Genomic DNA, 10838 nt, shown 5'->3' with positions numbered 1-10838 from the left:
ACCGAGCCTATTCACCAGGAACACGTGATGTGTTCCCGGTTCAGAGGCTCTTGCCCGTCGGACGTGAAGTCCGCCGTGCATCCTGAACCCGGCTTTCCGTTTCCACTAAGCGTGTACTCAGCCGCCCTATGCGCTCCCGGGGACATACAAAGGAACCCGGCTGTCCGGAGCATCCCGGGATACGGATACGCACGCGGACCCTCATATATCACTTAGTCTATATTTATATGCAGTCCGCTAAGAAGTGACATTACCTCGGGAAATGAAAATCTGGCCCCGCTCATTTTGTTGGTCAGCACATCCACCTGATATCCCGAGGCCTGCCTGAAATCTGCTTTCTGGATATTGCATTGAAAGAATTCCGTGCGTTCAAGATTACACCCTTTAAAATTACACTCCATAAGCCGGCATTTGGCAAACATGGAGTCCGTGATATCCTGTCCCGAAAAATCAAATTTTCTAAAATCCATCTCTGCAAAAGTATTGTATTTCAAACGGCATGTTTGCAGTTTTTTAATCGGTTCTGCAAACTTTCCCGCCGGCAGCAGCTCATCCCAATGTACTCCAATCAGGTTACAGTCCGCAAATTCTACATTTTGAATCTGGGAGTGATCGGATGCCCTCAGACTCGTTATCGTACATTTGCAAAAGGTACAGCCGCTGAAGGAGGACTGAACCAGCACGCATTCCTCAAACGTACAGTTGGTAAACGAACAGTCCACAAATCTGTACTTTCTAAAAGTCTCCTCCCTGTATTTCAAATTTTCAAAGCTCTGTGATTCATAATATTTTTCTTCCGTCATATTTTAGACCTCCTGAAAATAGTAAGGGGGCTTTCTTCTGTGCCGATCTCCACTTGATCCATACCTGAATGAACAGATCGATCTTTTCCGGCATAAACTATCCTATATCAACTGATATGAAAAGGAATCTATAAATGTCTAACCATAAATGTAACCATTCAAACTCAAACTGCCATCCTTCGGCGCCGTGCAAGCCCGCATGCTGTGTCCCTTGTCCGCCCTGTCCTCCCAGTCCGCCGGAACCGGTATACTATTCGGTTGTCTATGAGCCTAACGGCGGCACGGGCGGCGCGGCGGACTTTCATCTGCCGCATGGTTCTTTATACACCTTAAAGGGCCCGGAAGAAGCAGGCGTGTATTGGCCGGGGCATACTTTCACCGGTTGGAATACAGCCCCTGACGGCTCCGGCATTTTCTACCGGCCCGGCGACGTAATCACCCTCACGCATAATCTGACCCTCTATGCCCAGTGGGAGATTACGCCCCCCGTAACAGCCAACGTGATCTATGACCCCAACGGCGGAACCGGCGGACTGATCGATGGGGGTATCCCTGTGGGCAACAGTTACACCATCCGTTCAGGAGCAGACGTTAACGTATCCCGCCCTGGCTATATCTTCACGGGCTGGAACACACGGCCTGACGGCACCGGCACGGTCTATCCGCCGGGAAGCGTGACCAATATTTATCAAGATCTGACGCTCTACGCCCAGTGGACCATCGCGCCGCCCGAAACGGTCGACGTGATCTACAACCCTAACGGCGGAATTGGCGGACTGACGGACCACGGTATTCCCGTAAACAGCGAATACACGCTCCGCTCCCCCGCAGATATCAATATGTCTTGGCCGGGATATACGTTCATTGGCTGGAACACGAAGCCCGATGGCACCGGTATCTTCTATCAGCCCGGCGATGTTGCCTGGATCACACAAGACCAGGTCTTTTACGCCATATGGCTGAGATACGCTAATAACAATCCGGCTCTTGGCCGACCTGCAAGCGAATAGGAATTAGAAAAGCGGTTCCTGTACTTTGGGAACCGCTTCTTATCTTTATTCTTCGCCCTTAGAACCCATAACATAAGTGAAGACCGCGCCGGCAGCCAGCAGCACGACGCCGGCGATGGTGTTGAGAACCGTGATCCGCATGCCGCTTTCCTGCATGACATTGTAAATGATAGCGAAGGGGGACGCCACGATCAGCCCCATAATCGCACTGTAGGTGGTCACACTGTGCCTGCGGAACAGATAATCGATCAGCTTCGCAATGAGGAAGATCCCCAGCAGCACACCGATCCCAAAAGGAACCAGCACGATACCGCCGGCAAGGATCCCGTCCATCTCAAAAGCAGCCAGCGAGTCCAGAAAGCTTTTCAGCGTATCAATGATGCCGTAGTAGTATCCCAGGATCATCAGGACCAGTGAGCCGCTGACTCCGGGAATTACCATGGTCGCAGACGCGACGATCCCCACCAGGAACAGTTTCAAAATGGTAACGACCCCCGGATCCGTAAGGGAAGCAGACTGCCCCTCACTTTTCATCAGAGGCATCACGATAACCAGCGCGAACAGGGCGAGGAACGCGATAACCTGGACAACTCCGAACTTCGTGTGCGTGGCACGCATTCCCTTTTTCAGGTTTGCGACCAGAATCGGCACGCCGCCCAGAATCATACCGATGAACGCCAGGCAGGTGGGAAACGGCTGATTGGCCAGCAGATATTGGATCGCATAGGTGAATCCCACCAGGCCGATGACACAGCCGATTCCGATGGGAAGCAGGCTGATTACACTCTTTTTAAACTGTTTGAATAAATTTGTGATGGCAGAGATCATGCGGTCATAGATTCCCATGGATACCGCCATGGTCCCGCCGCTGACTCCGGGAATAATATTGGCCACCCCCACGAAAATACCTTTTACAATATCGATAATAAATTTCATGCGTAACGTTTTACCTTTCTATCATGAGCGTGTTGCTCACTTAATCAGAGTTATTTCACTGCATAGATTTCTATGCCATTTCTTAAGTTCTATTCACTTCTTCCTATATTTTCTCAGGAAACCGAGAAAAACATTCATCTCCTCGTCCGTTCCGATGGTAATCCGCAGATAATTATCCGTCCGGGGAGCATCGAAATAACGGACATAAATCCCTTCTTCTTTTAACGCGGCCTGTAATTCGCGGGCCGGATAGTCCGGATGCGTGGCAAACAAAAAATTCGCCTTGGAATCCGGGAAATCAAATCCCAGCTCCCGCATTTCCTCTTTCACCCGCTCCCTGGTGGTGATAATCTTATCCAGGCTTTCCCGGAAATAGGCTTCGTCGTTGACCGCCTCCACGCCCAGGATAATCGCCGCCCTGCTCATGGTATAGGAATTAAACGAATACTTGACGTCATTCAGATACCGGATCAGCCGCGCGTTCCCCATCGCATAGCCGATTCTCATGCCGGCCAGCGAACGGGACTTGGAAAATGTCTGAACCACCAGAAGATTCTCAAACTCGTCGATCAGTTTTACCGCCGACTTCCCGCCGAAATCAATATAGGCTTCGTCTACGATGACAACGCTGTCCCGGTTATGCTGCAAGATCCAGCGGATATCCTGTAGCGGCTCATATACGCCGGTGGGCGCGTTGGGATTCGGGAAAATAATTCCGCCGTTTTCCCGGGCATAATCCTCCTTCACCAGACGGAACTTCTCATTCAGCGGCACCGTTTCGAAAGGTATCCGAAATAACTCCGCCCATACCGGATAGAAGGAATAGGTCACATCCGGGAACAGAAGCGGCCTGTCTGAGTTAAAAAACGTCAGGAACGCCATAGCCAGCACATCGTCGGAACCCACTCCCACAAATACCTGGTCGTTACTCAGATGATAACGATAGGCCAGGGCCTCCACCAGATCCGACGCTGCCGGGTCCGGATAGAGCCGCATAGCTCTGGTGGACATGCTTTTTGCCGCCTGCCTGACCTCCGGTGACGGAGGATAAGGATTTTCATTGGTGTTCAGCTTGATGATATTATCTCTTCTCGGCTGTTCGCCGGGAACATAGGGGGTTACCTTGCGGATGTTTTTTTCCCACGTTCTCATTCGTATCTCCACCTTTTAAAAATATACCTTGCCAAGAGCCTCGAAGCCCGGCATGGCATTTACGATTGTCTCATAAGCTACGCAGTAAGCGATCCTGACATATCCGGGGCAGGCAAAAGAGGTGCCCGGCACGATCAGAATATTGTGTTTCTTCGCTTCCTCACAGAATGCCTTTTCATCCGGAACCGGAGATTTTACGAACAGATAAAAGGCGCCTTCCGGCTTAATGCAGGTAAATCCGCACTTTTTCAGCCCTTCATAGAGCGCTTTGCGGTTTTTGTCATAGAAGGCCACGTCAACCTTGGCATCCTGGCAGCGGCCGACGACCTTCTGGAACAGGGACGGCGCGTTGACATAGCCAAGGATCCGGTTGGCTACATTCGCCGCATTGATAACCATCTCGCTGTCGGCGGCTTCATCCGGGATCACCAGATATCCGATCCGCTCTCCCGGCAGGGACAGGGATTTGCTGTAGGAATAACCGACGATGGTATTTTCATAATAATCTGCGACCCACGGTACTTCCACCCCGTCGTACACCAGCTCCCGGTACGGTTCATCCGTAATGAGATAGATGTCGGTATGGAATTCGTCCTGCTTCCGATGGAGGATTTCCGCCATTCTTTTCAATGTGTCGGCAGAATATACCACGCCGGTAGGATTGTTGGGAGAGTTGACTATGACCGCTCTCGTCCGGGCGGTGATCAGTTTCTCAAATTCGTCCAGATTGGGCTGGAAGGTTTCTGTATTCGGAGGAACCACCACCAGGTTTCCCTCGAAGTTAGCCACATAACTTCTGTATTCGCCGAAGAACGGAGCGAACGCCAGCACTTCATCACCGGGGTTCAGCAAGGTCTTGAAGATTACATTCAGGCCGCCTGCCGCCCCTACGGTCATCAGAATATTATGTATCTGATAGGAAGTGCCGAACTTTTTGTTCAGGGAGTCTGCGATCGCCTGGCGTACGTCCTCAAACCCGGAATTATTCATATATCCGTGAACCGTCAGGGAATCTTCTTCCTGTATAATGTCCATCACCGCCTGTTTTACTTCCGCGGGAGCGTCCACACTTGGATTGCCCAGGCTGAAGTCATACACCTTATCGGCCCCATAGATCGCCGCCAGACGTTTTCCTTCCTCAAACATCGCCCGGATGGCCGAACTGTTCTGAACCATACCTATCATTTTATCCGCTATCATAGCATTACTTCCTTTCAAAAAATTCTTATCCCTTATCATAGCAAACTACCGGAGAAATTGCAATAATGGGGTTGCTGGAAAGGGGCCGGGAAAAGGGCCGGAAAAAGGGCCGGAAAAAGGGCCGGGGAGAGAGGGAGGGGGCTTGTCCTTGGCAGCCTGGCAGGATCTCCCGCGGGCGGTATCGCTTCGGCCGGGCCTAAGAATGGGTAACTCCGATGGGAGGAGAACCTCTTATTGGCATGGCCTGGAACAAACTCGCCAAAATGCGGCTCGGACAGTGTTCCAGGCCATGCGAGGTTCTCCTCTCATCTGCGTAACCCATTCTAAGGCCCGGCCTCAAGCGATTCCGCCCGCGGGAGATCCTGCCAGGCTGCCAAGGACAAGCCCCCTCCCTCTCTCCCCTACACTAAATCAAGCCGTTTGGGCTGCAACAATCGGCCGCTGGATTTACACTTATAAGTATGTGGTTGTATTGGGAATGACTGTGGATTGATTTTTTATTGGAGTGTTTAGTGTTTGTGACTAGGTTTTGGCTGTATGGGAAGGAGTTTTTGTATGAGTAGGAATATGTGTATGAAAAAACGGTGTCTTAAAGGGATTGCTTGGCTGCTTGTGTTTATGTTTGGACTGCATGGGTGTCAGGCGGCGGGGGCGGATGAAGCGGATGGGGGCGGTTCTGTGGGTTCTGTGGGGGCTGTGGAGACTGCGGGTCAGAGGGACTCGGGGGATTTAGACAGGCCGGGGGATACGAAAGTTACGGCTGCGCCGGCTAAGGGCGGCGTGAGTGATGATGATGGGGAATCGGATGGGACGCAGACGGGTGTGAGCCTTTCTGATGGAACGTCGGAGCCTTCGGCGGCGCCGGAGGCGGTGATGATGGGGACGGTGATTCAGGTGTCGGGGACGACGGTTCTTTTGGCGGTGGATAGGAATTCTTCGTCGGGTTTGTTTACGGTGGAGACGGCTGATATTCCGATCGCGGATGCTTCGGGTAATCCGGCCAAGATCGGAGCAGTAGTGCCGGGGATGCTGGTGGATGTGGAGTATGACGGTTTTATTGAGGAGGTGTACCCTGGGATTGTCGCGAATCCTTCTCGGGTTCGGATAACGGATTCGGCTGATGATATGACCGGATTTTATCTGACTGTCGTGCGGGATATCTTTGAAACGGATTCGGCGCTTAACAGCGGCATTCGTACTATTGCTCTGGATCTTACCGGGGTACATAATCTTTCGGACGCGGAGAAAGAGGCCCTTGTTTATCTGGTATGGACGCAGTTGGGGTATGAAGCGGTGCAGAGTACGTGGGATGAACTGTGCGAAGAGGGTTTTATTGATAAGGATCGTCTCAGTTTTGAGGAGGGAATTGTGATTACGTTTACGGATACTCCGGTAAAGGGTTCTTCTTTTGACTTTACGGTAAAAAAATGGCGGAGCGGGGACGGTTCGATCGGATATGACGATTGCAAAGCGAAAAAGTCCGGGAAGAATTGGGAGTATACCCTGGGCGGAGCTTGGATTTCCTAAGCGTTTATTTTCCGGATCCGGCGGCATGGTTGGGGACATCCGGTGATGCGCTTCAGTTTTTTGAGTGATGAACTTGCGCTTAGGTAACGGTTTGTAGTAAGATCAGAGGAAAAGATGATCTTTATCCGGCGGTATGCCGGATAAAAACAGAAGGGAACCTACAGATGAGACAAACGGTTTTGGTCACCGGTTCTTCCCGGGGAATCGGCAGGGCTATTGCTTTAAAATTTGCTGAGGAGGGCTGGTCGGTCATTTTAAATTGCGCCCGGTCCTTGGAACAGCTGCGTGCTGTCCGGGATGACATTAAAGTACGGACAGGTCAGGACTGTCTGGTCTGTCCGGGTGATGTGGGGGACTTTGAGCAGGCCCAGCGTATTTTTTCAGAAATTGAACAACGCTTTGGAGGGGTGGACATATTAGTCAATAATGCCGGAGTCTCCCATATCGGTCTTTTTCAGGATATGTCCGCGGATGATTGGCAGAGCTTGCTGAACACAAATTTATCTTCGGTATTCTATTGCAGTAAATTAGCCGTGCCTTATATGCTTTCGAAAAAGCAGGGGCGAATCATCAATATTTCATCGGTCTGGGGAAATACCGGCGCCTCCTGCGAAGCAGCATATTCCGCTTCCAAAGGCGGAGTAAACGCCTTTACCCGCGCGTTAGCCAAAGAACTGGCTCCCAGTAATATTCAGGTAAACGCCGTCGCCTGCGGGGCCATCGATACTAAGATGAATCAGTTCCTGTCCCCCACAGAACGTCAGGAACTACTATCGGAAATACCTGCCGGACGATACGGAGAACCGGAAGAAGTGGCCCAAATGGTTTACCAACTGGCCCACGCCCCCTCCTATCTGACCGGCCAGGTACTCACCCTAGACGGCGGCTGGCTATAAAATAAGGAGGAGGGCGTCCCAAACTATCCTATATAACTGCTAGTTTCCGACGCCCTCCTCCTTAATATCTGTATAATTTCACTTCAAATATCCACATTCTCCCCACAGAATACGGCCTATTAAAGGGTTGGGTTCTTCCTCGGGTTTGGGTATGCCCGCTGCGCAGGGCCGGAGGACGTGGCCGTGTCCCGAAATGCTCCAGGCGGCCGGGTTCTTTTGTGTCTCCCCGGGAGCGCATAGGGCGGCTGAGCTCCCGCTTAGTGGAATCGGAAAGCCGGGTTCAGGATGCACGGCGGACTTCACGTCCGACGGGCAAGAGCCTCTGAACCGGGAACACATCACGTGTTCCTGGTGGATAGGCTCGGTTCCTGAACCCGGCTTTTCGATTCCACTTAGCGGGAGCCAGCGCAAGCCCTCCGCGCTCCCGGGGAGACACAAAAGAACCCGGCCGCCCGGAGCGTTTCGGGACACGGCCACGTCCTCCGGCCCTGCGCAGCGGGCATACCCAAACCCGAGGAAGAACGAACAGCAGCTATCCCCTATCTCAGCTTCCAAATATCCTCATTATACTGAGCGATAGTCCGGTCGGATGAAAAATATCCGGCCTTTGCGATATTTACCAGCATCTTTTCGCTCCAGCTTTCCCGGTCCTCGTAGTCTTTTAACATACGGTCCTTGGTGTGGATATAGTCCTTCAGATCCAGAAGCGTCATGAACCAGTCTTTGCCTATCAGTTCCTTCTGCAGCCTGTTCAGGTTTTCCGGATCTCCGATTTTCATAAGCTCAGGGCCGGTGATAAAGTCTACGGCCTCCTTGATCTGCGGGTCCAACTCGTAATAATCTTTGGATACATAGTCCGCTTTTGCATAGTGTTCGATTACCTCTTTGCTTCCGGCTCCGAAGATATAGATGTTGTCGTCGCCCACCAGGTCGTGTATCTCTACATTGGCTCCGTCCATGGTTCCCAGCGTCACCGCCCCGTTCAGCATGAACTTCATGTTGCTGGTTCCGCTGGCCTCTTTGGATGCCAGAGAGATCTGTTCCGAGATATCGCAGGCCGGAATCAGCTTCTCGGCCTTGGTCACATTATAGTTCTGGACCATCACCAGATTCATGTGCCTGCGGACCTGCGGATCGTCCTGGATCAATTCCTGGAGGCAGAGGATCAGATGAATGATATCCTTGGCGATCACGTAGGCAGGAGCCGCCTTGGCTCCAAAGATCAGAGTGACCGGCGTGGAAGGCACTCTGCCTTTTTTGATCTCCAGATATTTGTGGATCACGTAGAGGGCGTTCATCTGCTGGCGCTTATACTCGTGAAGGCGCTTGATCTGGATGTCAAAGATGGAATTTTCATCGATCTCGATATTTTCCGTCTCCGCCAGGTACTGCTTTAATGCCAGTTTCTTTTCCATCTTGATGGCCAGCAGCCGTTCCTTTACCCGGCTGTCGTCCCGGTATTCTAACAGACGTTCCAGTTCGGACGCGTCCTTTTTGAATCCCTCCCCGATCAGCGAAACGAGATAGTCCGCCAGCGGATGGTTTGCCTCCAGCAGCCAGCGGCGGAAGGTAATCCCGTTGGTCTTGTTGTTGAATTTCTCCGGATATATGTCATAGAAATGCTTTAGCTCCGACTGCTCCAGGATCCCGGTGTGCAGGGCCGCCACCCCGTTGACGCTGAATCCGTAATGGATATCGATGTGGGCCATGTGTACTCTTCTGTCCTTGTCGATGATCTGCACCTTCTCATCGGCATACTCCTCTTTTACCCGGGTGTCCAGCTCGCAGATAATGGGCATCAGGTGGGGCACCACTTCATTTAAGTAATCGAAGGGCCATTTTTCCAGTGCTTCCGACAGGATTGTGTGGTTCGTGTAGGCGCAGGTCCTGGAGACGATGCCGATCGCCTCATCCATACGGATGCCTTCCAGCATCAGCAGCCGGATCAGCTCCGGGATCACCAGGGTAGGATGGGTGTCATTGATCTGGATCACCACATGCTGATCCAGTTTGTGCAGATCGTATCCTTTTTCTCTGCACTCTTTTAAGATCAGCTGCGCGCCGCTGCTGACCATAAAATATTGCTGGTAGATGCGCAGCAGGTTCCCCTCCTTGTCGCTGTCATCCGGATACAGAAATAAAGTCAGGTTCTTCTGCACCTTGCTTTTATCAAAGCGGATGCCTTCCTCCACCAGCCCTTCGTCCACCGTTTCCACGTCAAACAGATGCAGTTTGTTATTTTTGCTTCCGTATCCCGTCACATCGATATCATACAGCCGGGATTTCAGAGTGAAATTTTTAAAGGGGATTTCAAAATAGATATCCGTCCGGTTCAGCCAGCTCTCCGGCTCGATCCAGGGGTTGATTAACTCTTTCTGCTTATGTTTTTCAAATATCTGCCGGAACAGTCCGTAGTGATAATTCAGTCCGATGCCGTCGCCAGGCAGTGAAAGCGTGGCAATGGAATCCAGAAAACAGGCGGCCAGACGGCCCAGCCCGCCGTTACCAAGGGACGGCTCCGGCTCCGCCGCTTCCACCTCCTCGATGGATTTGCCGAATCTCTCCAGGATCTCCCTCACTTCTTCGAACAGCCCCAGATTGATCAGATTATTTGATAAGAGCTTGCCGATCAGAAACTCGGCGGAAATGTAATAGAGCTTGCGCTCCCCTTCGTTGTATCCGCGTTCCTTTGTGATCTCCTTTGTCAGCTCCAGCAAAGAATAATAAAGTTCCTCACTGCCGCACTCCTCCGCTTTTTTGTGATAGCGCCGAGTTATGATGTCCTGTAATTGCTTTTCTATCATATGATACCTCCCGAATTGTCTCGCCTGTATTTTTTCACCCATTCTGTAATCCTATAAATTTACTATTATTGAAGTTTATCACTACTAGGATACATGATCAATGTGAAAATTATACGATTTTGGCTTGATTTTGACAATTTTTTGTGCATCGGCAGCTATGATGGTTCTTCCTCGATTTTGGGTATGCCCGCTTCCAGGGGACTTCCTATGCACGCCGCTTAAGGCTTGGAACCGCAGGCGGTATACGGGAACGCTCCGGGCGGCCGGGTTCCTTTGTATCTCCCTGGGGGCGCATAGGGCGGCTGTGAATACGCTTTGTGAAATCGGAAAGCCGGGTTCAGGATGACCGGCGGACTTCACGTCCGACGGGCAAGAGCCTCTGAACCGGGAACACATCACGTGTTCCTGGTTCAGAGGCTCGGTTCCTGAACCCGGCTTTTCGATTTCACTTAGCGTATTCCAGCGTTAGCCCTCCGCGCCCCCAGGGAGATACAAAGGAACCCGGCCGCC

8 protein-coding genes are annotated in these 10838 nt (G+C 51.7%); 3 read left to right on the top strand and 5 right to left on the bottom strand.

Annotated elements, in window-relative coordinates:
- Window positions 1-212: 212 nt before the first annotated feature.
- Window positions 213-803, bottom strand: coding sequence for a pentapeptide repeat-containing protein (locus tag KTH89_RS22870; protein WP_238723250.1), 591 nt, complete (start codon window positions 801-803; stop codon window positions 213-215).
- 134 nt (window positions 804-937) lie between these two features.
- Here KTH89_RS22870 and KTH89_RS22865 point away from each other — a divergent pair, with 134 nt between their 5' ends.
- Complete coding sequence (locus KTH89_RS22865; protein WP_238723249.1) at window positions 938-1813, top strand: InlB B-repeat-containing protein; 876 nt, start codon at window positions 938-940, stop codon at window positions 1811-1813.
- 45 nt (window positions 1814-1858) lie between these two features.
- Here KTH89_RS22865 and KTH89_RS22860 read toward each other — a convergent pair whose 3' ends face one another.
- From KTH89_RS22860 to KTH89_RS22850, 3 genes are all read right to left on the bottom strand, one after another.
- Window positions 1859-2749 carry a DUF368 domain-containing protein gene (locus KTH89_RS22860; protein WP_238723248.1) on the bottom strand — a complete coding sequence of 297 codons (891 nt, stop codon included), beginning with the start codon at window positions 2747-2749 and terminating at the stop codon, window positions 1859-1861.
- Between the two features lie 93 nt (window positions 2750-2842).
- The gene (hisC, locus tag KTH89_RS22855) at window positions 2843-3901 is read right to left on the bottom strand and encodes a histidinol-phosphate transaminase (protein WP_158345410.1); all 1059 of its coding nucleotides are present in this window, start codon (window positions 3899-3901) and stop codon (window positions 2843-2845) included.
- Window positions 3902-3916: 15 nt separating this feature from the next.
- Window positions 3917-5101, bottom strand: a complete 1185-nt coding sequence (locus tag KTH89_RS22850; RefSeq protein ID WP_158345409.1) for a pyridoxal phosphate-dependent aminotransferase — start codon at window positions 5099-5101, stop codon at window positions 3917-3919.
- Between the two features lie 555 nt (window positions 5102-5656).
- On the opposite strand from KTH89_RS22850, the gene KTH89_RS22845 reads away from it, so the two are divergent.
- Window positions 5657-6628, top strand: coding sequence for a hypothetical protein (locus tag KTH89_RS22845; RefSeq protein ID WP_238723247.1), 972 nt, complete (start codon window positions 5657-5659; stop codon window positions 6626-6628).
- A gap of 164 nt (window positions 6629-6792) precedes the next feature.
- Window positions 6793-7524 carry an elongation factor P 5-aminopentanone reductase gene (gene ymfI, locus KTH89_RS22840; RefSeq protein ID WP_158345407.1) on the top strand — a complete coding sequence of 244 codons (732 nt, stop codon included), beginning with the start codon at window positions 6793-6795 and terminating at the stop codon, window positions 7522-7524.
- 539 nt (window positions 7525-8063) lie between these two features.
- Here ymfI and KTH89_RS22835 read toward each other — a convergent pair.
- Window positions 8064-10328 (bottom strand): glycogen/starch/alpha-glucan phosphorylase, encoded by a 2265-nt coding sequence (locus KTH89_RS22835; protein WP_238723246.1) that lies wholly within the window; start codon window positions 10326-10328, stop codon window positions 8064-8066.
- Window positions 10329-10838: the final 510 nt, after the last annotated feature.

The organism is Diplocloster agilis, from assembly GCF_019042275.1.
In the GTDB taxonomy this organism is placed as follows: Bacteria; Bacillota; Clostridia; order Lachnospirales; family Lachnospiraceae; genus Diplocloster; species Diplocloster agilis.
Note: the sequence above shows the minus strand (reverse complement) of the source record. Positions and strands in the feature narration are given on the sequence as shown.